The organism is Lentibacillus amyloliquefaciens, assembly GCF_001307805.1.
Classification (GTDB): domain Bacteria; phylum Bacillota; class Bacilli; order Bacillales; family Amphibacillaceae; genus Lentibacillus; species Lentibacillus amyloliquefaciens.
Genome location: NZ_CP013862.1, coordinates 345411 through 370807, shown reverse-complemented (window position 1 = coordinate 370807; position 25397 = coordinate 345411). Strand labels below are relative to the sequence as shown.

24 protein-coding genes are annotated in these 25397 nt (G+C 42.7%); 3 read left to right on the top strand and 21 right to left on the bottom strand.

Annotation, left to right across the window (positions count from 1 at the left end; all coding sequences use genetic code 11):
• Positions 1-173: 173 nt before the first annotated feature.
• From ffh to smc, 4 genes are all read right to left on the bottom strand, one after another.
• On the bottom strand, positions 174-1517 hold the full coding sequence (ffh, locus tag AOX59_RS01795) for a signal recognition particle protein (protein WP_068440993.1): 1344 nt from the start codon (positions 1515-1517) through the stop codon (positions 174-176).
• Positions 1518-1530: 13 nt separating this feature from the next.
• On the bottom strand, positions 1531-1848 hold the full coding sequence (locus AOX59_RS01790) for a putative DNA-binding protein (RefSeq protein ID WP_068440990.1): 318 nt from the start codon (positions 1846-1848) through the stop codon (positions 1531-1533).
• A gap of 69 nt (positions 1849-1917) precedes the next feature.
• Entirely contained in the window at positions 1918-2919 is a 1002-nt protein-coding gene (gene ftsY, locus AOX59_RS01785) for a signal recognition particle-docking protein FtsY (RefSeq protein ID WP_068440987.1), read from the bottom strand.
• Between the two features lie 15 nt (positions 2920-2934).
• Positions 2935-6501, bottom strand: a complete 3567-nt coding sequence (gene smc, locus AOX59_RS01780) for a chromosome segregation protein SMC (RefSeq protein WP_068440985.1) — start codon at positions 6499-6501, stop codon at positions 2935-2937.
• Positions 6502-6652: 151 nt separating this feature from the next.
• Here smc and AOX59_RS01775 point away from each other — a divergent pair, with 151 nt between their 5' ends.
• Positions 6653-6877 carry a DUF1128 domain-containing protein gene (locus AOX59_RS01775; protein WP_068440981.1) on the top strand — a complete coding sequence of 75 codons (225 nt, stop codon included), beginning with the start codon at positions 6653-6655 and terminating at the stop codon, positions 6875-6877.
• A 253-nt stretch (positions 6878-7130) separates the two neighbouring features.
• Here the strand turns inward: AOX59_RS01775 and rnc are convergent, their stop codons facing one another.
• From rnc to sdaAB, 9 genes are all read right to left on the bottom strand, one after another.
• On the bottom strand, positions 7131-7829 hold the full coding sequence (rnc, locus tag AOX59_RS01770) for a ribonuclease III (RefSeq protein WP_068440979.1): 699 nt from the start codon (positions 7827-7829) through the stop codon (positions 7131-7133).
• Between the two features lie 73 nt (positions 7830-7902).
• Positions 7903-8139: an acyl carrier protein gene (gene acpP / locus AOX59_RS01765; protein ID WP_068440975.1), complete on the bottom strand. Its 237-nt coding sequence runs from the start codon at positions 8137-8139 to the stop codon at positions 7903-7905.
• 103 nt (positions 8140-8242) lie between these two features.
• Positions 8243-8983 (bottom strand): 3-oxoacyl-[acyl-carrier-protein] reductase, encoded by a 741-nt coding sequence (gene fabG / locus AOX59_RS01760; RefSeq protein ID WP_068440972.1) that lies wholly within the window; start codon positions 8981-8983, stop codon positions 8243-8245.
• Positions 8983-9924 (bottom strand): ACP S-malonyltransferase, encoded by a 942-nt coding sequence (fabD, locus tag AOX59_RS01755; RefSeq protein ID WP_068440969.1) that lies wholly within the window; start codon positions 9922-9924, stop codon positions 8983-8985. The genes fabG and fabD overlap by 1 nt, the downstream gene beginning before the upstream one ends.
• A gap of 2 nt (positions 9925-9926) precedes the next feature.
• A complete protein-coding gene (gene plsX / locus AOX59_RS01750; RefSeq protein ID WP_068440965.1) occupies positions 9927-10931 on the bottom strand; it encodes a phosphate acyltransferase PlsX in 1005 nt (334 codons plus the stop codon).
• A gap of 1 nt (position 10932) precedes the next feature.
• The gene (gene fapR, locus AOX59_RS01745) at positions 10933-11508 is read right to left on the bottom strand and encodes a transcription factor FapR (RefSeq protein WP_068440963.1); all 576 of its coding nucleotides are present in this window, start codon (positions 11506-11508) and stop codon (positions 10933-10935) included.
• Positions 11509-11697: 189 nt separating this feature from the next.
• Positions 11698-13731, bottom strand: a complete 2034-nt coding sequence (gene recG / locus AOX59_RS01740; protein WP_068440961.1) for an ATP-dependent DNA helicase RecG — start codon at positions 13729-13731, stop codon at positions 11698-11700.
• Between the two features lie 34 nt (positions 13732-13765).
• Positions 13766-14641 carry an L-serine ammonia-lyase, iron-sulfur-dependent, subunit alpha gene (gene sdaAA, locus AOX59_RS01735; protein ID WP_068440958.1) on the bottom strand — a complete coding sequence of 292 codons (876 nt, stop codon included), beginning with the start codon at positions 14639-14641 and terminating at the stop codon, positions 13766-13768.
• Between the two features lie 157 nt (positions 14642-14798).
• Positions 14799-15461 (bottom strand): L-serine ammonia-lyase, iron-sulfur-dependent subunit beta, encoded by a 663-nt coding sequence (sdaAB, locus tag AOX59_RS01730; RefSeq protein WP_068440955.1) that lies wholly within the window; start codon positions 15459-15461, stop codon positions 14799-14801.
• A 138-nt stretch (positions 15462-15599) separates the two neighbouring features.
• On the opposite strand from sdaAB, the gene AOX59_RS01725 reads away from it, so the two are divergent.
• Positions 15600-16883, top strand: a complete 1284-nt coding sequence (locus tag AOX59_RS01725; RefSeq protein WP_068440952.1) for an NCS2 family permease — start codon at positions 15600-15602, stop codon at positions 16881-16883.
• A 35-nt stretch (positions 16884-16918) separates the two neighbouring features.
• Here the strand turns inward: AOX59_RS01725 and AOX59_RS01720 are convergent, their stop codons facing one another.
• Both AOX59_RS01720 and AOX59_RS01715 read right to left on the bottom strand, forming a co-directional pair.
• Complete coding sequence (locus AOX59_RS01720; RefSeq protein ID WP_068440947.1) at positions 16919-18583, bottom strand: DAK2 domain-containing protein; 1665 nt, start codon at positions 18581-18583, stop codon at positions 16919-16921.
• Positions 18584-18643: 60 nt separating this feature from the next.
• Entirely contained in the window at positions 18644-19006 is a 363-nt protein-coding gene (locus AOX59_RS01715) for an Asp23/Gls24 family envelope stress response protein (protein ID WP_068440945.1), read from the bottom strand.
• Positions 19007-19250: 244 nt separating this feature from the next.
• Here AOX59_RS01715 and rpmB point away from each other — a divergent pair, with 244 nt between their 5' ends.
• Complete coding sequence (gene rpmB / locus AOX59_RS01710; protein ID WP_068440940.1) at positions 19251-19439, top strand: 50S ribosomal protein L28; 189 nt, start codon at positions 19251-19253, stop codon at positions 19437-19439.
• Between the two features lie 694 nt (positions 19440-20133).
• On the opposite strand, the gene spoVM is transcribed toward rpmB, so the two are convergent.
• From spoVM to AOX59_RS01680, 6 genes are read right to left on the bottom strand one after another with little or no spacing between them, the layout of a single operon-like run.
• Positions 20134-20217 (bottom strand): stage V sporulation protein SpoVM, encoded by an 84-nt coding sequence (spoVM, locus tag AOX59_RS01705; RefSeq protein ID WP_068440937.1) that lies wholly within the window; start codon positions 20215-20217, stop codon positions 20134-20136.
• Positions 20218-20264: 47 nt separating this feature from the next.
• Positions 20265-20912: a thiamine diphosphokinase gene (locus AOX59_RS01700; RefSeq protein WP_082684277.1), complete on the bottom strand. Its 648-nt coding sequence runs from the start codon at positions 20910-20912 to the stop codon at positions 20265-20267.
• Positions 20913-20916: 4 nt separating this feature from the next.
• The gene (gene rpe / locus AOX59_RS01695; protein WP_068440935.1) at positions 20917-21579 is read right to left on the bottom strand and encodes a ribulose-phosphate 3-epimerase; all 663 of its coding nucleotides are present in this window, start codon (positions 21577-21579) and stop codon (positions 20917-20919) included.
• 1 nt (position 21580) lies between these two features.
• Positions 21581-22462, bottom strand: a complete 882-nt coding sequence (gene rsgA, locus AOX59_RS01690; protein WP_068440932.1) for a ribosome small subunit-dependent GTPase A — start codon at positions 22460-22462, stop codon at positions 21581-21583.
• Positions 22463-24517: a Stk1 family PASTA domain-containing Ser/Thr kinase gene (gene pknB / locus AOX59_RS01685; RefSeq protein ID WP_068440929.1), complete on the bottom strand. Its 2055-nt coding sequence runs from the start codon at positions 24515-24517 to the stop codon at positions 22463-22465. It lies immediately after the preceding gene.
• Entirely contained in the window at positions 24517-25272 is a 756-nt protein-coding gene (locus AOX59_RS01680) for a Stp1/IreP family PP2C-type Ser/Thr phosphatase (RefSeq protein WP_068440926.1), read from the bottom strand. Before AOX59_RS01680 ends, pknB begins: the two co-directional genes overlap by 1 nt.
• Positions 25273-25397: the final 125 nt, after the last annotated feature.

Below are 25397 nucleotides of genomic sequence, written 5' to 3'. Positions count from 1 at the left end.
GTCACCTCCAATAACTCTCATTTCACAATTTTAAATTCTAACAGATAGATTAAGGTCTGTAAAGTGTTTTTTCATTACAGCAGATATGAAATTTATATCTTACTGAAATCGGGATTCCCGCACCTGACCTCTGAGAAGAAGAAGATCAGAGGAGCCCCCCGAGTCTTTCTTATTTACATAAATGGCATGTTCATGCCTTTGCCTTTTTTGCCTTTTGGCGTATTGGTCATTTGTTTCATCATTTTTTTCATTTCATTGAACTGTTTTAGCAGACGATTAACTTGGGAAACGGATGTTCCAGAACCTTTAGCAATTCGCTTTTTTCGGCTCGCATTCATTAAGCCCGGATCCTGACGTTCAGCTTTGGTCATCGATTGAATAATTGCTTCAACATACACCAGCTGCTTTTCATCAAGCTGTGCATTTTTGAGTCCTTTCATTTTGTTGGCGCCGGGAATCATGGACATTAAATCTTCCAATGGACCCATGTTTTTTACCTGGCCCATCTGTTCCAGAAAATCATCAAATGTGAAAGACATCGTGCGCATTTTTTCTTCAAGTTCTTTCGCCTGCTTCTCGTTGACGTTCGTTTCAGCTTTGTCAATCAGACTTAACACATCACCCATGCCCAGTATTCGTGACGCCATACCTTCAGGACGAAACGGCTCAAGCTGATCAAGTTTTTCCCCCATACCGGCAAATTTGATCGGTGTTCCTGTTACGGCTCTGATCGAAAGTGCCGCACCACCGCGTGTATCGCCGTCAAGTTTAGACAGAACAACACCTGAGAGTTCCAGTTGTTCATTGAAACTTTGAGCTACGTTGACAGCATCCTGGCCAGTCATCGCGTCGACCACAAGAAATATTTCGTCCGGGTTGACGGCAGCTTTGATTTGTTCCAATTCACCCATAAGATTTTCATCCACATGGAGGCGACCGGCCGTATCAATGATAACATAGTCGTGATGTTCAGCTTTGGCCTGTTCGACTGCCTCTTTTGCTATGTCAACCGGATCAGCGTCAGTGCCCTTGGAAAAAACGGGCATTTCAAGCTGCTGGCCAACTGTTTCAAGCTGATCGACAGCTGCAGGTCGATAAACGTCAGCAGCAACCAAGAGTGGGTTGCGATTGTGTTTCTTGCGCAAATGGTTTGCCAATTTGCCGCTTGTTGTCGTTTTTCCGGCCCCCTGCAGACCTGCCACCATAATGACAGTAGGCGGTCGATCCGATACAGCAATCTTGCTTTGTTCGCCGCCCATCAATTCGGATAATTCTTCTTTAACCACTTTAATGACCTGTTGACCGGGTGTTAAGCTTTCCATTACCTCCTGGCCGACAGCACGCTCTTTAATGCGTTTGATTAAATCCTTGACAACTTTAAAGTTAACATCAGCTTCCAGCAAGGCAAGGCGCACTTCCCGGGTCATTTCCTTAACATCTTGCTCGGAAACTTTCCCTTTGCCGGTGATTTTTTTCATCGTGCCTTGCAGCCGTTCGGCCAATCCCTCAAATGCCATAGAAGGTGTCCCCCTACTCTAAATCTTTTAATTGTTGGATAAAGGTCCGGAACTCAGTATTTCCCGCGGCTTCATCCATTCGCTCCAAAATACGTGTACGCTTTTGGAATTTATCATATAATCCTAATTTCATTTCGTATGATTCCAGCATTGATTCGGTTCGCCTGATGTTATCGTAGACTGCCTGTCGTGAAACATTCAACAAATCAGAAATTTCACCCAGTGAATAATCCTCACGATAGTACATATCCATGTAATTTTGCTGTTTAGGGGTCAGCAGCGGCTGATAAAAGTCGAATAAATAATTGACTCGCGTCGTTTTTTCCAGCAATTCATCCACCCCTTTATTATAGCCATTATTACTGTTGTTAAGTGAAATACCTTTACAAAAAGTTTATCATCATTCGGCTTCATCTTCAAGCAGATCAGCAAACAATCCGTAAACAAAGGCATGCGCATCAAAGGCTTGCAAATCCTCAATCTTTTCACCAAGACCGGCAAATTTAACCGGAATTTGTAATTCATTCCGGATCGCCAGCACAATCCCGCCTTTTGCCGTGCCATCGAGCTTGGTCAGAATAATGCCTGATACGTCAGTTGCTTCTGAAAATGTTTTGGCCTGGCTCAATGCATTTTGACCTGTTGTTGCATCCAGTACAAGCAAGACTTCATGAGGTGCCTCAGGTACTTCACGCTCGATCACGCGTTTTACTTTGGCAAGCTCATTCATTAAATTAACCTTATTTTGCAGCCGGCCGGCAGTATCGCAAATGAGAACATCAGCATTGCGTGATTTCGCAGCTTTAATACCATCAAAAATAACAGCCGCCGGATCACTGCCGGCGCCCTGTTTAATAACATCAACCCCGGCACGTTCACCCCATACATCCAGCTGTTCGATCGCACCGGCACGAAAAGTATCGCCTGCAGCCAGCATGACACTTTTGCCTTCCTGTTTTAACTGATAGGCAAGTTTTCCAATTGACGTGGTTTTACCGACACCATTGACACCGACAACCAAGATGATGGATAGATCGTTTTTCTGTATATTCAGTTTCTCAATTTCTTCATCATCGTCTCCATAATAAATATCCACCAGTTTTTCCGATATAACGTCCTTGATTTCATTGGTGTCTTTTATGTTTTGCCGCTTGACTTCCATCTTCAATTCATCAACAAGTTCCATTACCGTATTGATGCCGACATCAGCTGCAATCAGCACTTCTTCAAGCTCTTCAAAAAAGTCCTCATCCACTTTTCTGTAGCGGGCAATCAAGTCATTAATCTTGCCGGAAAATGAATTTCGGGTTTTTTCCATACCTTGTTTATATTTTTTGGATACGTCTTCTGTTTCTTCTTCATTCTGTTTGAATTTATTTTTCAATTTGTCCATGAATCCCATTGAACACATACCTCCCTAAGTGTTGATGAGTTCTTCTGTTTCTTCAAGACGGACTGAGACAAGTCTTGATACACCGGATTCCTGCATCGTCACACCATAGAGAACGTCCGATTCTTCCATTGTTCCCTTCCGATGTGTTATCACGATGAATTGCGTATTCTCACTGTATGTTTTCAAATACTTGGCGAACCTGACGACATTGGCCTCATCCAGTGCTGCTTCCACTTCGTCAAGAACACAGAACGGTACCGGACGGACACGCAATATCGAAAACAGTAGTGCAATGGCTGTTAAGGCCCGTTCTCCTCCTGAAAGCAATCCGAGGTGCTGAAGTTTTTTCCCCGGAGGCTGGGCGATAATTTCCACTCCGGTATCAAGCAGATTGTTTGGATCGGTCAGCTTAAGCTCTGCTTTTCCTCCGCCAAATAATTGCTTGAACACAACGGAGAATTCATTTTTAATCAGTTCGAACGTCTCACCAAAACGTTTTTCCATTTCTTCATCCATCTCAGCGATAACGGAATGCAATGTCTGTTTAGCTTCAATGAGATCGTTCTGCTGCGTGGATAGAAAGTCATACCGATTTGAAATCCGATCATGTTCATCGATCGCTCCCAGGTTGACCGTCCCGAGCTGCTCAATGGACTGCTTAATCTGTGCTACTGTTGATTTGGCTTCGTCAACATTTTCTGTTTCAGCATAATCTTGTTTTGCTTTTTCAAAGGTCATCGTATATTCTGTCTGAAGTTTTGACAAGCGGTTTTCCAGCTCAACGTCAAGGCGATTCGCATTTACTTCTTTTTCCTGAATATCTTCTTTGAATAACTGATGGTGCTTGTTTCTTTCTTTCAGTTCACGGTCCTGATCCTGCAGCGCTTGATTGCGCTCTAAGCGTGCAGTACGCACTTCCTGAATTTTCGCTGTAAGCTTGTCTTTACTATTCTTGGCTTTTGAAATATTGTCTTCCATCTCTTCCTCGGTTTCCTGGGAATTCTGTATGTCCAAGAGCTCATTCAAGTCATTCGCATAAATTTCGTATTGCGCTTCATAATCATTCAGTTGTGTTTGAAGACTATTCGTTTTCTCGCGCTGGTTTTTCAGCCGTTCTTCTTGCTCAGCCAAAGTGACTTGAGCATTCTGGTAATCTTCTTTCAACTGGTCCTGGTTTTTCTGCAATGTTGATGCCTCATCTGACAGCTTATCAATTTCCTGCTGTGTTGATTCAATTTTTCCGGAAATAGTTTCAAGGACTTGTGACAGCTCATCATCACGTGTTTTTAATTCATCCGTATCCTGCTCAAATTGCTGCTTATCCTGATCATAAAGCTTCAGATTTTCATTCAGTGTGTTCAGTTTCATTTCAGCTTCTTTGAAAGAGTCATGTAGTTCCTGAAGCTTTTCCTGTTCATTAGTAAGTGCTTGCTCTTCAACTGTTATTTCATTCTCCAGTTCGGTAATTTGCTGCCTTTGCTTGTCAACTTGCTGTTTAAAAGTACTTGCTTTTTGCTGGAAACGATTTAGTTTCTCAGTCACTTCCTGTAAATCTTTTTCTCTTGTAAACAGCGATTGCTTTGATTTTTTTTGTGCACCGCCGGACATGGTACCGCCCGGATTAACAACATCACCTTCCAGCGTGACGACACGATGTTTGCGATTGACGAGGTTGGCAATGTCATTGGCGTCTTTCAACGACTCAGCAACCAGGATATGGCCCATTAAATGGCTGACAGACTTTTGGAATTCGGAGCTTGCCGACACGAGCTCTCCGGCAACACCGACAAACCCGGCATGCGTCTTTGCTTTTTTGAGCAACCCTTCAGGAACAAAACGTGCTTGAATTGAACTAAGCGGTAAAAAGGTCGCCCTGCCACTGTTCGTTTTTTTAAGCCAGCTGATCGCTTCGCGCGCTGACCGGTCATCATTTACGACAATGTGCTGCGCCTGAGCTCCTAATACGGTTTCAATTACTGTAATATACTTTTTGGGCACATCAATCAGCTCAATGACAGCCCCATGGATACCGGTCATCTTGTTATCTGCACGGGCTTTCAATATGGCTTTGACACCGTGGAAAAAGCCTTGAAAATCTTCTTTCATGTCATCAAGCATTTCTTTTTTGGATTTCAATTTTTCGATATATTGATAGCCTTGATATAGTTTCGTCTGGGAATCCTGAAACGTGTTCCGTTTCTCAGCCAGATCATCTTTCATCTGCTGGATATGTTGGGACTTTGCCTGATAAATTTCTTCCTGATTGGCATAATCAGACGTTAGCTTTTCCGTATTCGCACTGATTTTTTCTCTTTCTTTCAGTAAACTATCGAACTTTTCTGTCTGTTTTTCTTTTTTTCCGGAAATCTGGTCAAGCCGCTGCCGGATCGAATGTTTTTCATTGCGATTAGCAGCTTGCTCGTTCAGGAACTCAATATAATCAGATTTCAGCCCCTCAATTTGTTCGGTGATTTCGTCCTGATCTGTCGTCAGCTTAGTTTCCAACTGTTTCACGTGTTTTTTTGTTTCGTCGCGGTTTTCCTTCAGTGTGGACAGCTTTTCCCTTTCCTGGCCAAGTTCATACGTCAGCATGTCAATACGTTCTGTTGTTTCGTTTTTTTGTGCTTCAAGTTTTTCTTTGTTTTCGGCAAAATGCTTCGTCCGTTCATTGAAGACTTGTTTCTTGCCCTCATATTGCTCAAGTTGTTCAGTGGCTGACAGGAGTTCTGCCTGGAGCTGTTCGATGTCTTCATCAAGTTTTTGCAGTTCCTGGCGTTCATATTCCAGGTCAGCCTCTTTTTTCTGAATGGCTGTCTTACGGTTTATTTCTTCCGTTTTCCTCTTATCCAGTTCGTCCAGCAAGGCTCTCCATTCATCATTAAGCTGTTCAATTTCCGTCACAAGCAATGAAATTTCATGCTGCTTTAGCTGTTCTTTTTTATCAAGATATTTTTGTGCGGTTTCTGCTTGTTTTTCTAATGGTTCAATTTGCTGTTCAATTTCACTGATAATATCTTCTACTCGATTCAGGTTTTCTTGTGTCTCTGCTAGTTTATACTCAGACTTTTTTTTGCGTTGTTTATATTTCAGAACGCCGGCAGCTTCTTCAAAAATGGCACGTCGTTCATCTGCTTTGGAACTAAGTATTTCTTCAACTTTTCCCTGACTGATGATCGAGAATGCTTCACGTCCAAGACCCGAGTCCATGAAAAGTTCAACAATATCTTTCAGACGGCAGGACTGCTTGTTGATATAAAATTCGCTTTCACCAGAGCGATAGACTCGTCTGGTGACATTGATTTCTTCATAGTCAAGCGGCAGTTCTTTGTCACCGTTATCCAGAACAAGCGTCACTTCCGCAACGTTCAGTGCTCGTCTTGTATCACTACCCTGGAAAATGACATCTTCCATTGTCAATCCGCGCAAAGATCGTGCTGACTGCTCACCCAATACCCATCTGATTGCATCGGTGATATTGCTTTTCCCGCTTCCATTCGGGCCTACCACTGAGGTGACGCCCCGAACAAAGTCGATACTGATCCGCTCAGCAAATGACTTGAAGCCTATACTTTCCAATCGCTTTAAATACATAATCATTCTCCTAGTTTCTTTCAGAGATCCTACAATTGTTTCAGCACGGGTTGGTTTTTTAACGCATTTATTTTACCATAAAGAAGAAGACAAAAGAAGGCTTGATTCCAATACATAAGCTTTAAAAAACTATTTGAAGAGGAGTGTTCACATGAATCTGGAAACACCGAGCAAAGAAAACTTGAAATTTATGCTGGATGGTCTGGCAGAACAGCTGGAGGTGGTCAATCGCGAGGTGATGGACGCCGACGATTACGATTTGGATAAATATGAGGATATCAAATTTATGTATGAGATGATCACACAGAAAGGCCAGTTGACACCGTCCGAGACACAGGCTTTCATTGCTGAGCTGAGGTCTGTAAGGAAATCTTAAACAACGGCTGTTTCTAAAAGATTGTTGTTTTTGACAAAAATCTATAAACTGTGAATCCTTTCTGATTATCCTAAAGTGCTTAAGGTACGATTCCAATTAAATGTGCATTAAAATGTTTAAAGTTCTCCATCGAAAGCAAATCAATTATTTCAAAGCCTTTTAAAAATGCAACTTTTTAAGGTATAAAGAGCAGCGAGTCAAAATCGACTTCGCTGCTCTGTTTTACTTTTAGACTTATTTTTACTTCTGCATACTAAGTCCACGCTTCACGTGCCTCAAACGTATCCAGTGCAAGTTTGGCGGCACGCTGTTCTGCTTCTTTCTTTGTATGGCCGATGCCTCTTCCGGCTACATTGCCGTTTATGATCACTTCTGCTGCAAATTCTTTATCATGGGATGGTCCTTTTTCATCTGCAATCACATAGTCGATACTGTGGTTGCGATGCTGCTGGATTCGCTCCTGAAGTTTGCTTTTATAATCCATCGCATGCGAAAAAGCACCTGTGGTTATTTTTGGATAAACATATTTTTTCAAAAACTGAATGACAGCATCATATCCTTGGTCCAAATATAACCCGCCAAGGAAAGCTTCGAATACATCTGCCAATATCGCTGAACGCTCACGGCCTCCTGACTGTTCCTCACCGCGGCCCAGCAACAAATAATCCCCGAAATTCAATTCACGGGAAAAATCTGCAAGCGACGGCTCACATACGATAGAAGCCCGAAGTTTGGTCAAATCGCCTTCTTCCAAGCTTTCTTTATGCTTATACAAATATTGGGACACACCCAGTTCAAGTACAGCATCTCCCAAAAATTCCAAGCGTTCATTATCCAAAATATTTTTGTCCCGATGCTCATTCACATAAGATGAATGTGTAAATGCTTGCTTAAGCAGCTCATGATCATTAAACGTAATGTCCAGTTGATTTTCCAATTGGGAAAGTTTCATGCAGGTAGTCACCACTTCACATTTGAAATTAGAACATAAAGCCCCGCATTCCGCGGGACTCTCTCTATTGAAGTCAGGATTGGCTGCTGTTTATGTAATTTACAGCATCACCAACTGTATTAATTTTTTCAGCTTCTTCATCTGCAATTTCCATATCAAACTCATCTTCAAGTTCCATGACAAGTTCTACCACATCAAGTGAATCCGCCTCAAGATTATCTTTAAATGAGGCTTCCATGGTCACTTGTGATTCTTCAACTTCAAGTTTATCTACAATAATATCTTTTACTTTATCAAATACGTCTGCCATGATTCGTCACCCCCTTTCAGGAAAGTTGCCTTGTCAGTGACCGGCAGTTTCAACTACACAATCAAGCCGATGCCTGATTATTGTCTGAATCCGTTTTTTCAATTTACATAACCATGCCGCCGTCAATGTTGATGGTCTGCCCTGTGATATATTTCGCGTCATCAGAGGCAAGGAAGCGGACAACACGTGCAACATCCTCCGGCTCACCCAATTTTTCCAGCGGTATCATTGAAAGCATGCCATCTTTCTGTTCATCAGTAAGTGCATCGGTCATATCGGTTGAAATAAAACCTGGTGCAACTGCATTAACAAGAATATTGCGAGAGGCAAATTCCTTCGCAGTTGATTTCGTCAAACCGATTACACCCGCTTTTGCAGCTGTATAGTTCGCCTGACCGGCATTACCGCTGACACCGATGATCGATGACACATTAATAATGCGGCCGCCTTTTTGTTTCATCATTTGTCTTGAAACGGCTTTAATGCATTGAAAGACGCCTTTTAAGTTGGTATCAATGACCTGATCAAACTCATCTTCCTTCATCCGCATTATTAAATTATCCCGGTTGATACCCGCATTATTCACTAAAATATCGAGACTGTCAAATTCGTTGACAACTTCTTTCACCATAGCTTTGGCTTCTTTTTCATCTGCCACGTTTGCCTGTACCTTAAACGATTGTACACCGAATTGCTTTATTTCTTCAACAACAGTTTGCGCTTTGTCTTCACTCCCTGCGTAATTGACAGCTACATTTGCTCCCTTTTCGGCCAGTTCAAGCGCTATTGCGCGACCGATGCCGCGTGAAGCACCAGTGACTAACGCACTTTTACCTGCAAGCATTAGGATTCCTCCCTATACCATGTTAGAAATTCATTCAATGAATCCGGGTCTTGTATAGCGAATGTTTTGGCTTTGCGGTCAATTTTCCGGACAAGCCCGCTTAAGACTTTACCTGTTCCAAGCTCAACAAAGGCATCCACTTTCTCGTCTAACATATTGCGGACTGATTCTTCAAAGCGAACGGGTGAATATAGCTGTCTGATCAGCAAATCTTTAATGCTGCTTTTTTCTGTGACAGGTTCAGCTGTTACATTGGCATAAACCGGAATGCGCGCATCATCGAATGTTATATGATCCAGTTCTTTTGCAAATTGCTCATTGGCCGACTTCATCAGTCTTGAATGGAACGGTCCGCTCACATTCAGTGGCATCACCCGTTTGGCGCCATTTTCTTTTAAAAGCGCGACAGCGTTATCAATCCCCTCTTTTGACCCGGAAATGACAATCTGGCCCGGACAGTTCAGGTTGGCAATATCAACAACTTCATCGGCATTTAAATGCTGGAGTGTCTGTTCAATGTCCGACTGGTTCATGCCCAGAACAGCAGCCATCGTCCCTTTACCTTTTGGAAAAGCTTCTTCCATTAACTTTCCGCGTTTTGCCACTAAAGGCAATGCTTCTTCGAACGGAAGTGCTCCGGCAGCCACTAATGCACTGTATTCACCAAGACTGTGACCTGCTGCCATTACAGGCTGGATGTTTTCCTTTTGAAGCAATGTCTGAACAGCAATACCAGCGAGTAATAATGCGGGCTGAGTATTTTCTGTCTCGGTCAGTTTTTCTTTTGGTCCTTCAAACATCAGTTGTGTCAGTTCTATTCCCAAAAGCTGATCTGCCTTTTGAAATCGTTTTTTAACATCAGCATATTCGTCATAAAAGGCTTTTCCCATACCAACTGCTTGTGACCCCTGTCCGGGAAATAAAAACGCCACTCGCTTCATAATTAATCCCCCTTGTTTTGTTCAATCGATTCAACTGTCGTTTTTATTGTTTCAGTTACGTCATTCTCAACCATGTGGGCAGCCTGCTGGATCGCGTTGAAAATGGCACGGCTGTTTGACGAGCCATGTGCTTTAATAACCGGGGATGCCAGACCGAAAAGCCCTGCTCCGCCATATTCCGAATAATCCAGTTTGCTTTGCAGGTTTTTTAAATCTGGTTTAACCATACTGGCTGCTACCTTTGTTTTAATGGAAGACATCAATGTTTCTTTAAGCATTGAAAACATCGTCATCGCTGTACCTTCTATGGTTTTCAGTGCAATATTGCCGCTGAATCCATCGGTAACAACAACATCTGCAGCGCCTGAGAGGATATCTCTGGCCTCAACATTTCCGACAAAATTAATCGGTGCTTCTTTCAGCTGATTAAATGCTTTTTTCGTCAATTCATTTCCTTTACCTTCTTCTGACCCAATGTTCAGCAAGCCGACAGTCGGTTGTTGAATCGAACGGACTTTTTCCGTATAAATAGAGCCCATGATTGCATACTGAACAAGGTTATGAGCCTTAGCATCAACGTTGGCACCAACATCAAGCAGCAGAAACCCTTTCCCGTCAGTCGTAGGCAATGTCGGGCTTAATGCCGGACGGTCGATTCCCCGAATTCTTCCAACCACAAATAATCCTGCGCTCATCAATGCACCGGTATTTCCGGCTGAAATGCATGCATCAGCACGTCCTTCTTTTACTTCATTAGCCATCAGGACCAAAGATGAATTCTTTTTGCTTCTGACAGCCCTGACCGGTTCATCATCAGCCGTAATAACTTCGTCTGCATGCATCAAATCAATTCGGCTGTTTGAACCGGATAAATATTGCCGAACTTTGCTTTCATCACCAATCAGTGTGATATTCAAATTTTCGATGGTGGATACAGCCTCTTCAGCACCTTTGACTATTGCCTCAGGTGCATGGTCGCCTCCCATTGCATCAATTGTTATTTTCATGCTAAATGTCCCCTTTTGAGTCGTTTGAACGATACATATGAAATAATCCGGTAAACACTTTTTCATTATCGACAAAACTATCAACACGAACTGCGGTCAAACCTTTAGCGTTTACTTTCTCCACATACGCTTTGGCCACGACACGTTCACCCGCTGTAACCTGTCTTGTGAACTTGATTTCTGATTTGGCGGTCAACGCAAGTTCATCATTAATAACAGCTACCGCCAGCGAATTCGCCTGGGCAAACAGATGATGACCGCGCGCGATCTTGTTTCGGGAAAAAACGTGCTCTTCTCTTATTTCCAGTATTGAGATGGCCCGCTTATCAAGGTCCAAATCAATGATTTCCCCTATCACTTCATCCAGAGGAAGTGCTTTAACCGTTTCCTTCCATTGATCAGCAGCGACGGATTTTATCCGCACGCGAAGCTCCGGTATAGAAAGCTCCATGCGGTCAAGCCTTATCGTCTGTATGCTGACATTGAACTTATCTGCTAATTTTTCATCGGTTATAAATGGTGTATTTTCAATGGTTTCTTTTAATAACCGTTGCCGCTCCACTTTACTGATTTTCATTTTACAGCACCACCCAGCAGGAAAAGCCTGTTTAAGCCGGGTAATTATGGCGGCTTTTTTCCTGTTAATTAAAATGATTTGTAATCCTATGACTTGGTACTAATAGTAATATATAATACCACGTCAGGATATGCAAATGTCCACTGATTATATTGGTCTATCCGACTAATACTTTAAGTGCATACCTTATCAATCCAATTTTTCGTGAAACACAGCATTATTGTCCAAATAAGTTCTCAGTGAGTTGAAACTGGGATCATTGGTCAGCAATTCTTGTTCAATAATTTCTTCTGCATCCTGACGGGCTGTTTCTAAAGCGCGGTAATCATGAATCATATCGGCCACTTTAAATTCCGGAAGACCGCTCTGTTTTTTTCCGAAAAAATCACCTGGACCACGGAGCTTCAGATCTTGTTCGGACAGTTCAAACCCGTTATTCGTTTCGGTCATAATCCGCATCCGTTCTTTCCCTGTTTCACCTTTGGGATCGGCAATCAGAATGCAATAACTCTGTTTTTCTCCGCGTCCGACACGGCCTCTAAGCTGATGCAATTGAGAAAGGCCGAACCGTTCCGCATCATATATGACCATAATTGTCGCATTGGTAACATTCACACCGACTTCTACAACAGTAGTGGAAACGAGAATATCCACTTCACCACTTGCAAATTGCTTCATGACAGCATCTTTTTCATCTGTTTGAAGCCTGCCATGCATCAGGCCTACATGAAGTGAATCAGCATAATAGTCTTCAAGCTGATGATATAAATCCACAGCATTTTGAATATCAAGTTTGTCCGATTCTTCAATCAAAGGACAAATAACATAAGCTTGCTCTCCATCTTGGATGTGTTTGGCAATAAACTGCAAGATTCGTTCAAATGTGTTTTCTTTAGCCCAATACGTTTCAATCGTTTTGCGTCCTGATGGCATTTCGTCAATTACTGATACATCCATATCACCGAATGCCGTAATGGCCAATGTTCTTGGAATTGGCGTTGCCGTCATAAACAACACGTCGGGATTAAGTCCCTTTTCCCGCAATGCCCGGCGTTGTTCAACCCCAAACCGGTGCTGTTCATCGACAATGACAAACCCCAAATCATCGAAAAACACATCGTCCTGGATTAAAGCGTGGGTGCCAACCACAATATCTACTTCATGATTTTCAATCGCTTCAAGAGTTTCCTTTCGTTTCTTTCCCTTAACAGAACCGGTCAATAAAGCAATTGAAGCTTTGTCAGAAAAAGTTTCGCTGAGTGATTGAAAATGCTGTTCTGCCAGAATCTCAGTTGGAACCATGAAAGCACCCTGCTTGCCGGCAGTAATCGAGGCAAAAAGACACACTTCAGCTACCGCCGTTTTACCAGAGCCGACGTCTCCCTGCAGCAGACGGCTCATTCGGTACGGCGATTTCATATCAGCTAAAATCTGATTCAATGATTTTTGCTGGGCCTTTGTAAAGGAAAAAGGGAAACTGTTTATAAAGACATTAAGGGTGGAAGCATCATAATGCTGGGCATTTCCAGTGGTTGATTCACTTATTATTTTTCTGAGCATTTGCATTTTAAGCTGAAACAGCAAAAACTCTTCGTATATAAAGCGCCGCCGGGCATGTTTCAAGTTAATTCTGTTTGCCGGAAAGTGCATTAGCCTAACAGCAGAAGCTCTATCCGGCAGTTTATAGGCTTTGAGATAACGTTCGGGCAGAATTTCTTCGATTTCCCCAAGATAAGTATTAAGGGAGCTCTGAACTGCATTTTTTACTTTATAATTGGTAACGTCACCTTTCAGTGAATACATTGGCTGAATAGCGGACTGCTCGCTTGCCGGGCCTTTTTTATAATTGCTTATCGTAATTTGCAGCCGGTGCGCATCCCATTTGCCTGTCAGTGTCACAGTGTCACCTGCGTTCAGCTGCTTTTGAGCAAATGCCCTGTTAAACATGACAGCTTTCACTGCCACCTCTTCCACTTCAACATTAAAAGACAGTCGAGATTTCTTTTTGCCATAAAAATTAAGGGAAGGCTTATGAACAACCCTTCCCTCGATGGTGACTTTATCTTCATGAATCAATTCGTTAAGCGGTTTGATTTCGAATACATCATAGCGATAAGGGAAATAATTAAGCAGATCTTCTACCGTATGGATGCCCATTTCCGCCAGATCAGATGCGAATTTTTCGCCAACACCTTTAAGCGCTGTTACAGGGTCTGTTATCATATCGATCACTCTTCCTACAGAGGCCAGTCACAAGTTAAACTGACATTCCGATTATTTTCTCTTTCAACAGGCGGCCGGTAGGTGTATCTGCAAGTCCGCCTTCCCCTGTTTCACGTAAACTGGATGGCATCTGCTTTCCGATACGGTACATGGCACCGATTACTTCATCGCACGGAATTGTGCTCGTCACACCTGCAAGTGCAAGGTCCGCAGAAACGATGGCAAGCGATGAACCTCCCGCATTTCGTTTGACACACGGTACTTCAACAAGACCCGCAACGGGATCACAAACAAGTCCGAGCATATTTTTTAAGGTCATGGCAAACGCATCAGCTGATTGTTGAGGAGTTCCGCCTGCCATTTCAACGATCGCTGCTGATGCCATTGCACCAGCCGATCCCACTTCTGCCTGGCAGCCGCCTGCAGCACCCGAGATAAAGGAATTATTGGCAACAACAAAACCGAATGCACCTGATGTGAATAGATACCGCACCATCTGTTCATGGGATGGGTTCAACTGATTTTTAACGGCAAATAATGTTCCGGGAACACATCCGGCGCTTCCTGCTGTCGGGGTTGCACAAATCGTGCCCATTGCTGCATTCACCTCATTGGTGCCCATCGCTTTACTGACTGCGTCCATCATGATGTTACCTGACAGTGGTGTGCTGTTTTTCATATAGTCCTGTACTTTGACTGCATCACCACCGGTAAGACCTGTTACAGATTTCACGCCTTTCAGACTATTTTCAACGGCTTGTTCCATGACTTCGAGGTTCTTTTCCATTTCGGAAAATACCTCTTCACGAGATTTTTCTTTCATATCCATCTCTTGTCGAATCATAACTTCTGAGATCAATATATTATCTTTTTCAGCAATTTCCACTAATTCAGCAGCTGTACGAAACATATATATAACTCCTCTCCCTAAGTAAGACTTATTTTCTAGAAGTATTCCCAACACCGGCTTGAACAGACTGAAAGGGGGCGGGTCTGTTCAGGGTTAGCTTGCAGCACTAGAAAACTTGCTTGTGCAGACTGTGAAATGAACAGCCAAGCCTTAAATGTTAACTCACAATTTTAGAGATTTGCTCGATATGGTCAGCGCCTTCCAGTTCTTTTAGTATACTGTCTTCAACATTCTGGTCGACTTCAATTACCATCAACGCTTCTTTCCCGACATCCTTACGATTCACTTCCATATGACCGATATTGATTTCATGTTTGGCCAAGATTTCCGTAACCGATGCAATCGCCCCGAACCGGTCATTGTGCATAATTAAAATCGCAGGGTGATTACCGGACAGACGCAATTCAAATCCATTTAATTCGGTTATCTCAACTTTTCCGCCGCCAATAGAGATACCGACGAGTTCAACTTGATCGTCTTCATCCCCTATCATCAGCCTGGCTGTATTCGGATGATCAACACCGGCACTGTCTTCAATAAACTCGATTTCAAGCCCGCGCTCTTTAGCAATTTCAAGCGCCTGGTTCATACGTGGGTCATCTGTATCGAATCCTAATAACCCGCCGGCTAAAGCAAAATCCGTCCCGTGACCTTTATACGTTTTCGCAAACGATTCATACAAATGGATCCTGGCCCATTTCGGTTCTTTTCCAAATAAATTGCGTGCCGCTTTTCCGATCCGTACAGCACCTGCTGTATGTGAACTCGACGGACCAATCATGACGGGTCCGATTATGTCAAATACTGAATTAAATTTCACAGTAGACCACCACCTATTATGTGTATAGTACCTTTGCTAATTATACCAAAAAACGCTATAATAGTCACTTAGTGGATTGTACATAAAGCGAATGTATAGTCGGGCGGGAGAGGGACAATAAGTTATCGAGGAAATTCCATGTTTAATCGAAACAGCACGCGTTTCAAAACCAATGGAAGAACATGGCGGAGAGAAATCAGTGCCGGGTTAATCGGCTACTTGACGACGGTTTATATTGTTGCCGTGAACAGTTCGATTCTCAGTGAAGCTGGTGTCTCCCTTGAAACCGGGATGATTGCAACCATTCTTGCCAGTTTTACCGGCACGATTCTGATGGGGTTGTATGCAAAATTGCCATTAATACTTATCCCCGGCATGGGTATAAACGCTCTTTTTGCTTTTTCAATTGTGGGAAGCACAGGGCTGACTTTCCAGGAAGGACTTGCGGTTGTTCTTGTAGCTGCAATCCTCTTTCTTATCACAGCATTTACAAAACTTGGCGTTGTATTAAAAGAAGCAATCCCTGAATCACTGAAACATGCTATCACTGTCGGGCTTGGTTTCTTTTTGATTCTGATCGGTCTGGAAAACAGCGGCCTTGTCGTCAGTGGCGAGCAAACCATCATTACAATTGGTGATTTTACGTCACCTGAATTCATTGCAAGTCTTTTGACGCTTTTTGTTGCGATATTTTTATTTATGAAAAATATCCCGGCTAACTTTCTCGTGACCATGTTAAGCGGAACATTTATTGCTTATCTGTTTGGACTTTTGGAGATGAATAAAAATTCTATCGATGTGAACACAGGTGATGTACTTTTCATCCCTTCGTTCACCGCGGCAGGTGATTTTGAATTTTGGCTGGCTGTTTTCCCATTGACCATTATTCTTATTTTTGAAAACATGGGTTTATTACACGGTCAGCTTCACATGCTAAAAAGGCAAAACAGCTACAGTAAAGCTTATCAGGTTACGGCTTTCTCATCATTGTTGAGCGCATTTTTCGGAACATCTCCTACTGTTTCAGCAGCAGAAAATGCAGCGGTCATCAGCTCTGATGGAAGAACCGGAAAAGCTGCCCTAACAGCCGGCGTTTTATTTTTGGCAACGTTAAGCATCATTCCATGGATTTCGATGATTCCAAATACAGCTATAAGTCCGATACTGATTATTGTCGGTGTATTGATGGCTCAAAATCTGAAAAATATTCCATTGGATGATTTATCAGAAGCACTTCCTGCATTTCTGATCACAGCCATGATTCCATTCACCTACAGCATTGCTGACGGTATGGCATTCGGATTTATTGCATACCCAATCGTAAAAATCGCAATGAAAAAACAGAAAGAACTTTCACCGGTATTGACCGTTATATCTGCATTGTTTCTGCTTTACTTTGTCATGAAAATTGCGGGCATTTAAAAAGACCTTCCTTTTAAGGAGGGTCTTTTTGTTCGTTATTCCACTGAAAAAATGAACGAATAAATTGGCTGATCACCTTTATGATGTTCGATTTCAATATCCTTATAGTTATCTTCTACATACCGCTTAATCACTTTTACATCTTCAGCACTTGCATCTTCACCTTGTAAAATGGTAAGAATCTCATCATCTTCCGTAATCATTTCACCGAGCAATGATTTAACAGTCTCCAGCTGATCCTTGTGGGACGCTTTAATTTCGCCGTCAGCCAAACCCATAAAATGGTCCTTTTCAATTGTGATACCATTAATTTGCGTGTCGCGGACTGCATATGTAACTTGTCCGGACTTTATCTCTTTGCCTGCAGCTTCCATTGCTTCACCGTTTTCGTCAATTGTCGCGTCCGGATGGAAGGCCAGCAATGCACCGATTCCTTGTGGGATTGTTTTTGTCGGGACGACTGTTGCATTCGCATCTGCCAAATCAGTTGCCTGCTCGGCTGCCATGACAATGTTTTTATTATTTGGAAGGATTAGTACATTATCCGCATTTGCCCCGGTGATAGCTTCTGTAATATCCTGAGTGCTTGGGTTCATGGTTTGTCCGCCTTCAAGAACGACAGTTGCACCCAGGCTTTCAAACATTTCCTTGATCCCTGATCCCATCGCAACCGTTACAATACCATATTCAGTCCTTCCAGCTTGTGTCGCTCGTTCCTTCTCCCCGTCAACTATGGCTGTATGCTGATCACGCATGTTTTCAATTTTCATATTGGTTAAGGAGCCAAAACGTTGTCCAAGTGTCATCACTTCCCCGGGATATTCAGCATGAACATGTACTTTAACAAGCTCATCATCTGAAACAACGAGCAGCGAGTCACCATGTTCGCTTAATTCTTTACGGAATGTTTCCTCATCAAAAGGGTGTTCCTTAAGCTTCTCATCTTCAAATCTGACCATGAATTCCGTGCAATAGCCATATTCGATTTCTGAGGTGTCCATGAAATCTTGAGCAATCTTGTGGTGTTGAGCATTTACCATTTCATCCATTTCAATATCATCTGTTTCCGCTTCAGGTACTTCTTCACCTTTCAGAGCAGCCAAAAAGCCTTCATAGATCGTCACGAGACCTTGTCCTCCCGAGTCAACAACGCCGACTTCTTTAAGGACAGGCAAAAGCTCCGGTGTACGCTTCAATGACGCTTTAGCTTCTCTTACAACCTTTTCCATTAAAACGATTACATCTTTTTCTGTTTCAGATTCCAACACTGCCATTTCCGCCGCATCTTTGGCAACCGTCAAAATCGTACCTTCAACAGGTTTCATAACCGCTTTATAAGCTGTCGCCACACCGTTGTCAAATGCATTGGCCAATTCTTCAGCTGATAGCGTTTCTTTTTTATCCATTCCTTTGGCGAACCCGCGGAACAACTGTGAAAGAATAACACCGGAATTACCTCGTGCGCCCATTAATAATCCTTTTGAAAAAGCATTGGCAACTTCTGATATATTTTCGCCCTTCAGTTTTTTAACCTCGTCTGCCCCGGAAGTGATGGATAGATTCATGTTGGTACCAGTATCACCGTCGGGAACAGGGAAAACATTTAATGTATCTATCTTTTCTGCGTTGTTTTTCAAGTGATGCGCACCTGAGAGCACCATTTGTGTAAACTTCTTGCCGTTTAATTCTTCTGACGCCACAATACTTTCCTCCCTCATAACAACAATAAGCCAAAGGTGGACTTATCGCGGATGACTTAATTAATCCTTAGACACCCGGACACCTTGTATATAAATATTAACCGAATCAATCTCAAGCCCTAAAGATTTACTCAGTGTATATTTAACCTGAGACTGTACATTATGGGCTACTTCTGAAATTTTTGTGCCATAACTGACGATAATATACATATCGATATGGAGGTGATCTTCAACTTGCCTGACTATAACACCTTTTGAAAAGTTCTCTTTCCTGAGAATTTCAGCTATTCCGTCCCTGATTTGACTTTTTGATGCCATGCCGACAATTCCATAGCACTCGACAGCCGCTCCCCCGGCGATTGTAGAAATCACATCATTTGTGATGGTTACTTGACCATCGTTTGTATTTAACTCTATGGACATTATGATCCTCCTCTGATAACACGCTCATTTTGAACACGATTATAAGGATATTTTACTATAATGATACGCATATTAAAAGCATTCACTGAACAACCGGGTAATAGCCCCTTATTACCATGAATGATTTACATACATCTGTCAAGCTATTTCCCTTTATATTTGCGGTAATAATTGCGTTCGAAATGTATCTGTGTTAAATTATACTAGTGATTGTAGGAAACAAGTGTTAACAGGAGGGATTATCATGGCTAAAAAATGCACTGTAACTGGACGTAAAACCCGTACCGGAAATAATCGGTCCCACGCTATGAACGCAACGAAACGTAATTTTAAATCCAATGTGCAAAAAGTGCGTATTATGGTAGATGGCAAACCAAAGCGCGTATATGTATCTGCCCGTGCTTTAAAATCAGGCAAAGTACAACGCGTTTAAATAAAGTGAAACTTCATTCAGTGGAACGCTTTATCCCACTGAATGTTAGTTGAACAGAATCGGACATTTAGGGACAGTTAATCGCCGTACTCCGGCGGGTTACTGTCCGTTACAGACAAGATAAAAGAATAAAAAAACGTTATCGTATGTCAAAAAGCATCCAATTGAAGGATGCTTTTTATTTGTCCGAAAACTTGGACTAAAGTAAGTTTTTCGGACAAACCTTTATGAAAGCTTTTTTCGAAAAGTTTGCTGCTCTGTAATCATCGCAGTTGATGTAAACTGCGACGTAAGTGTGCTATGTTGATTTCCGTTCCGGGCAGTCGCGCACCTTAGGGCAACGCTTCAGCCACCTCGGAAGCAAAATTCGCTTCCTGCTCAGGCCTCAGCTGCCCGTTTTCCCGCAGGAGTCGACTGCCCTCCACTCCAATAAACATTCACAAGAGAAGTTTAGTTAAGATCCAAAATAATGAGATTATAAAGCGCAAAACTAGCGTAGGAAATACACGACGACTCCTGCGGGACGGGAGGCTCACCAGCCGCCCTAAGGTGCGCGGCGTGTATTTCCGGAGCGGTAGATTACACCTAAAGTTACTTCGCAGTTTATGGATTATGTGCCAAAAACAGCAACCTGGAAAACAGTCTTATGAAAAAAAGCTTCTGCCATTAAATGACAAAAGCCAATCAAACATAACTACTTATCTTTTTTAAACACACCGGCGATAACCCTTACAAAACCGCCGACAAACCTCGGGAGCTTAATAGTATAAAATTTCATGAGTTCTCAGCCTCCTCTGTATACAAACAAAGCTTTCAATCACCTAATCAGACATCACGGCTCTTTATTACTAATAATATGCCTTCATCGTATGAAAAAGTACCAAAATCTGAAATAAGCTGGTTGGAAATACAGAGAGTCGATCCCCAGGAAATGGTTTCATCGGACAATTTATAATAAAATCCTTCCAGAGTCAGCCCTTTTACACAAGGCGTGAACGGGATAAAAGAAATAATGGAATAATGCTGATCATAATTGATTTTATGTGACCCTGGCTCCGATAGCTCAAGAAGATTCTGATGATCAGCTATTATACCTTGTATTCCCTGATCCATAATCGAATACAGTAATTGAATATTAATTAAGGCATGATCAAGACGCCCGCCTGTTACACCAAACAGATACAATTTATCAGGTTTCAGGGTATATGCCTGTTTCAATGCAATTTCAAGATCAGTCTCATCCTTTTCAGAAGGATACGGATCAAACACTTTTGCCTGCTTTCGAACCGTATCTTTATCGGCTTCAGCCATGGAATCAAAGTCACCCACAGCATAATCCGGCATGATATTGTTTTCCAATAACGTCAAAGCGCCCCGATCAGCACCAATCCATATATCTATTGTTGTTTCATATCGGGAAAGGTCCGGAATTAAATCTTTTGGGCCGTTTCCCATAATTGCAACATATACCACGGTATTATTCTGCCTTTCCTGCTGCACAAGCAATTTCTTCAATTGCTTTTCTGCGATTTTCCTGTTTAAAAACTGCACTGCCTGCTACAAGCACATCTGCACCGGCTTCAGCACATAATTCAGCTGTTTTTTGATTAATGCCGCCATCGACTTCAATTTCAAAATTCAATTGTCGATTTTCTCGCCATGCAGCTATCTGTTTTACTTTTTGAAGGACTTCGGGAATGAATGCCTGACCGCCAAACCCTGGGTTCACCGTCATTAGCAATACAAGATCGACTTCCTGTAAAATGTCGCGAATCATTTCAGCAGGTGTTGCGGGATTAATAACCACGCCTGTCTTTACATCATGACTCTTTATCAGCTGAATCGTTCGGTGCAGGTGCGGACAAGTCTCTTGGTGCACGGTAATAATTGAAGCACCGGCTTCAGCGAATACCGGTATGTACTTATCAGGGTTCTCAATCATCAAATGGACGTCCAATGGCAATCCTGTATACGGCTTGATTGATTCAACAATCAGCGGGCCGATTGTAATATTCGGGACAAAATGGCCGTCCATTACATCAACATGAATATAATCGGCACCACCTTGTTCGACATCCTGAATTTCATTTTTCAGCTTCGAAAAATCTGCGGATAAAATGGAAGGTGCTATTTTCGTCATATTAATACCTCGGCTTTCGTGAATAAATTTCGTTCAAAAAACGGAGATAATGGTTGTAGCGGCTTTGGGCAATTTTCCCTTCCTCTACTGCTTGTTTTACGGCACATTTTGGTTCCTTGTTATGAAAACAGCCGCGAAACTTGCAGCCTGCCTGCCGTTCGCTTATTTCCGGGAAACATTCAGCCAGTTCATCAGGGGCAATATCGTCAAAATCAAGTGTGCTGAAACCTGGCGTATCTGCAACAAGGCCGCCTCCGATTTCAACGAGTTCAACATGTCTGGTTGTATGCTTTCCTCTGCCTAAACTAGTTGAAATCTCATCCGTTTTTAATGTTAGAGATGTATTTAAAGCATTTAATAAGGATGACTTCCCGACACCGGACTGTCCGGCGATAACCGATACCCGATTAGCGAGATCATGTATTAATCCGCCTGATTCTTCAAACTGCAACGCAGATATTAATTTAACCGAATACCCGATTGCTTCGTATAATCGTTGGTAATGAACAATGGATTCCAATTCGCTTTCATCTTTCAGGTCCTTTTTTGTGATCAAAATAATCGGTGTGATTCTTTTCGATTCAATCATGACCAGAAAACGATCCAGCAATAACGGATTGAAGTCAGGTTTGGCTGCAGAGCTGGCAATGATCGCCTGATCAATATTAGAAACAGGCGGACGAACGAGCCTATTCTTCCTTTCTTTAATGGAAAGTATATAGCCTTCTTCGGGATTCTGGCTGTCAAATTCGACAAAATCCCCAACAAGCGGGGTTATGTTTTGCTTGCGGAAGACACCTCTCCCCCGGCACTGGTAAATGCTATCTCCTGATTTTACGTAATAAAATCCGCTCAATGCTTTTATAATTCTGCCTTCAGTCATCTAGTCACCTGCCGCCTCTTCATATGGTATCGATTTGTCAATGATTACTTCATCATCGCGCATAACCCGGTAATTCGCTACGCTGTCCGGTGCTATCGTCAACGTAATCGCAAATTCCCGGTCTTCAGTTATTGTGTATTCTTCATGAACTTCTGAAAGCGAACGATTGTTATCGCCAATATAAATTTGAACAGTCTGTTCTGCCGGCTCTTCAGTATTTTCTTCCTGGTTCGGGTTATAGGAAACGGTAAATGTTTCCTCATGACTCACAGGCGGCTTTTCTTCAGGGCCTGTGGAAATGTAGACATCCACTGTTTCACCTGCTTCCATCTCGGTGCCTGACTCTGGTTCTTGGCGGATAACATTGCCTTCAGATGTGTTTTCCGAATTTTCTTCTTTAATGGCAGCGTTCAGTCCTTGGTTTTCCAGTGTATTTATTGCCTGCTGTTCGCTCATCCCTGTTAAATTGCTCACACTGACCGGGGCAGACCCTAAACTGACATCAAAAATAACCTCTGTTTCATCCGGAATGACCTCTGTCCCAGGTGATGGGTGAACCTGAGAAATAATTTGTCCCGCCTCATACTCATTTGAATATTCTTCTTCGGCAGATATATTGTCAAATCCTTTATTCTCTAAAATGCGTCTCACTTGATCATAATTATCACCAACATAATCCTCAAATGCGACAGCTTCTTTCCCTTGACTGACGATCAATGTGACAGTGTCTTCTTCTTTCACCGTATTTCCTGCTTCAGGTTCGGATTGGATGACCACATTTTCTTCAAATTCATCCGAGTTAATATCTTCCCGTTCTGTATTTAAATTTAACCCGCTCAATTCATCCACAGCCTCTTCATATGACATGCCGCTGACATCGGAAAGCTCAACATCATCAGGCTGAAGCCAGCCAGGAAAAATGAACAGCGTAAGCGCCCCGGCTATTAGCAATAATAGAAATACACTAACCAGGATTGGCCATTTTTTTCGCTTCTTTTGTTTACCCTTCTTTGTTTTTTGTTTATCCTTTTTATTTTTCTTCTTGGCGTTTTTACCTGATTCGCCCCCATCAGCATTAGTTTCATCCGTATAAACAAAAGTCTCATCATTTTGCTGAGGAGCCATCGTATCTTCATCTGCTTGTTGCTCCATTTGATTGTCGGTTATAATCGGGATGGCTTTCGTCTCTTCCCCCTCTTGTGCCGGGGGTACGAATTTTTCCTCATTCAGCCTGTTTGGGTCTAGGGCCGTAGCCAAATCCTCTTCCATATCATAAACCGTTTCATAACGATGGAAAGGGTCCTTTGCAGTCGCTTTTAAAACAATATTTTCAACGCTTTGCGGCACATCCGGATTAAATTGTTTAACAGATGGTGTCTCATTCTGTAAATGCTTTAACGCGATTGAAACGGGCGACTGACCTGAAAAAGGCATTTCACCCGTCAGCAGTTCATATAGCACGATTCCAAGTGAGTAAATATCAGAAATTTTCGTTGCAGTACCGCCCCGCGCCTGTTCAGGTGACAAGTAATGAACAGATCCGAGAATTGAATTGGTCTGTGTCAGTTGTGTTGCACTTAAAGCCATGGCAATTCCAAAATCTGTCACTTTGACCTGTCCAAAATTATCCACCAAAATATTTTGAGGCTTTATATCCCGATGAATAATGTCATTAGCGTGGGCGTGTGCGATAGCAGATGCAATCTGTTTCATAATATCCAGAGCTTCCTGGATATCAAGCGGACCAGAGCTTTGTATGTATTCTTTCAGAGTCATGCCTTCCACATATTCCATGGCCATAAATAATACCCGGTCATCCTCACCGACGTCATATATGTCGACAATGTTAGGATGAGCCAGGCTTGCCGCTGATTGGGCTTCCCGATCAAAGCGGGCAATAAACTCTTCATCATCGGCATAGTCCATGCGTAATGCTTTAATGGCCACATCACGATCCAAAATCGTATCTGCTGCTAAATAAACGTCAGCCATGCCCCCGCCGCCGATTGTTTTCTTTATCTTGTAACGCTCATTCAGCATATGACCATTGAACATTATCTATCACCCTCTTCGATTGCAGTTTCGTGGTGGACAATAACGAGGGATATGTTATCTTCGCCGCCTCGTGCATTGGCAAGCTCCACCATACCGTTGCATATTGCTGCAATATCAGGGCCTTCTTGAATGAATGATAATAGTTCTTCATCTTTCATTTTATCGGTCAGCCCGTCTGAACATAACAGCAATTTGTTTTCAGGGTTCCATTGTGTTGTATGAACATCCGGTGTTATATCCGGTTCGGTTCCAGCTGCTTTTAGCAGCACATTTTTCCTGGGATGTTCTTCAGCATCCTCTTTACTGATCTGACCGGTTCGGACAAGTTCATTCACCAGTGAATGGTCTTCTGTTAATTGCCTGAATCCGTCTTCATTCAGGATATAGCACCTGCTGTCACCAATATGGGCAATAGAGGCAAATGTATCAGTGCAAATGGCAGTGACAACCGTTGTCCCCATGCCGGCACATTCCGCGTGGGCTTGAGCATGCTGGATAATCGATTCATTCATTTCGTGCAAATTTGCTCTTAACCAGCTTTCGGCGGATTCAGCTGACTCAAAGGTATTCGTCTTTTCCCATTCGTCCTGGATGAATGATGTCGCCAATTCACTGGCAACATCACCTGCCTGATGGCCGCCCATTCCATCGGCAATAACTGCAAGCATCTGTCCTGACTCATTATAGAAGAGCCCGCCTGCATCTTCATTGTGGCTTCTGATTTTTCCCGGATCTGTCTGAAAATATCCCTTCATCTTTTCACCCCTTATCGGTACAACATTTAAGGTTTATACCATGCTGCAGCCAATTTATCCCGCATGTAACTGGCAGTAAGATCCCCACCACAAACGTTCGAGTATACGATGAAGATTAGGAGGGG

Excerpts from the sequence above, each read along its gene's own strand:
- AOX59_RS01725 (WP_068440952.1), top strand. The coding sequence starts at position 15,600 with ATGTTTAATCGAAACAGCACGCGTTTCAAAACCAATGGAAGAACATGG.
- ffh (WP_068440993.1), bottom strand. The coding sequence starts at position 1,517 with ATGGCATTTGAGGGATTGGCCGAACGGCTGCAAGGCACGATGAAAAAA.
- recG (WP_068440961.1), bottom strand. The coding sequence starts at position 13,731 with ATGATAACAGACCCTGTAACAGCGCTTAAAGGTGTTGGCGAAAAATTC.
- spoVM (WP_068440937.1), bottom strand. The coding sequence starts at position 20,217 with ATGAAATTTTATACTATTAAGCTCCCGAGGTTTGTCGGCGGTTTTGTA.
- plsX (WP_068440965.1), bottom strand. The coding sequence starts at position 10,931 with ATGAAAATAACAATTGATGCAATGGGAGGCGACCATGCACCTGAGGCA.
- fabD (WP_068440969.1), bottom strand. The coding sequence starts at position 9,924 with ATGAAGCGAGTGGCGTTTTTATTTCCCGGACAGGGGTCACAAGCAGTT.
- rnc (WP_068440979.1), bottom strand. The coding sequence starts at position 7,829 with ATGAAACTTTCCCAATTGGAAAATCAACTGGACATTACGTTTAATGAT.
- acpP (WP_068440975.1), bottom strand. The coding sequence starts at position 8,139 with ATGGCAGACGTATTTGATAAAGTAAAAGATATTATTGTAGATAAACTT.
- rsgA (WP_068440932.1), bottom strand. The coding sequence starts at position 22,462 with ATGACTGAAGGCAGAATTATAAAAGCATTGAGCGGATTTTATTACGTA.
- AOX59_RS01715 (WP_068440945.1), bottom strand. The coding sequence starts at position 19,006 with ATGTCCATAGAGTTAAATACAAACGATGGTCAAGTAACCATCACAAAT.
- fabG (WP_068440972.1), bottom strand. The coding sequence starts at position 8,983 with ATGCTTGCAGGTAAAAGTGCGTTAGTCACTGGTGCTTCACGCGGCATC.
- sdaAA (WP_068440958.1), bottom strand. The coding sequence starts at position 14,641 with ATGTTTCGTACAGCTGCTGAATTAGTGGAAATTGCTGAAAAAGATAAT.
- rpmB (WP_068440940.1), top strand. The coding sequence starts at position 19,251 with ATGGCTAAAAAATGCACTGTAACTGGACGTAAAACCCGTACCGGAAAT.
- AOX59_RS01680 (WP_068440926.1), bottom strand. The coding sequence starts at position 25,272 with ATGAAGGGATATTTTCAGACAGATCCGGGAAAAATCAGAAGCCACAAT.
- AOX59_RS01775 (WP_068440981.1), top strand. The coding sequence starts at position 6,653 with ATGAATCTGGAAACACCGAGCAAAGAAAACTTGAAATTTATGCTGGAT.
- rpe (WP_068440935.1), bottom strand. The coding sequence starts at position 21,579 with ATGACGAAAATAGCACCTTCCATTTTATCCGCAGATTTTTCGAAGCTG.
- ftsY (WP_068440987.1), bottom strand. The coding sequence starts at position 2,919 with ATGGGATTCATGGACAAATTGAAAAATAAATTCAAACAGAATGAAGAA.
- pknB (WP_068440929.1), bottom strand. The coding sequence starts at position 24,517 with ATGTTCAATGGTCATATGCTGAATGAGCGTTACAAGATAAAGAAAACA.
- smc (WP_068440985.1), bottom strand. The coding sequence starts at position 6,501 with ATGTATTTAAAGCGATTGGAAAGTATAGGCTTCAAGTCATTTGCTGAG.
- fapR (WP_068440963.1), bottom strand. The coding sequence starts at position 11,508 with ATGAAAATCAGTAAAGTGGAGCGGCAACGGTTATTAAAAGAAACCATT.